This is a genomic window from Pseudomonas sp. 65/3-MNA-CIBAN-0223, from assembly GCF_040310425.1.
Lineage (GTDB): Bacteria > Pseudomonadota > Gammaproteobacteria > Pseudomonadales > Pseudomonadaceae > Aquipseudomonas > Aquipseudomonas gregormendelii.
Genome location: NZ_JBEOPV010000060.1, coordinates 1 through 476 on the forward strand (window position 1 = coordinate 1; position 476 = coordinate 476).

Annotated in this window: 1 protein-coding gene; it reads right to left on the reverse strand. The window is 62.0% G+C overall.

Features of this window, described 5'->3' with window-relative positions; genetic code table 11:
- Positions 1 to 476: flagellar basal-body MS-ring/collar protein FliF (gene fliF / locus AAEZ09_RS27900; RefSeq protein ID WP_350601580.1), on the reverse strand; the 476-nt coding region annotated here is incomplete at both ends.

Sequence of the window (476 nt, forward strand, 5' to 3'; positions counted from 1 at the left end):
GCTCCGGGACACTGGTCGCAACCAGGTTGATGATCGCCATCACCTGGCTCGGCTCCAGGGCACGACCCGGGTAAAGCTCTACCAGAACCGAAGCGCTAGGCTTGCGTTCGTCACGCACGAATACCGAACTTTTCGGGATCGCCAGGTGTACCCGGGCGCCTTTGACGTTGTTCAGGCTGGAGATGGTGCGGCCAAGTTCGCCTTCGAGGCCACGACGGTAGCGGGTCGCCTCCATGAACTGGCTTGTGCCGAGCCCCTGCTCTTTGTCGAGAATTTCAAAACCGATATTGCTATCGGCCGGGCCGATACCAGCGCTGGCGAGTTTCAGGCGTGCGCGCGCCAGGTCATTGGCCTTGACCAGCAGAGCGCCGGAGTTGGGTTCAACGGTGTAGGCGATATCTGCGGAGGCAAGGGCCTCCATTACCTGGTTGGCATCCATCCCCGCCAGACTGCCGAGCAGCGGGCGGTAATCCGGC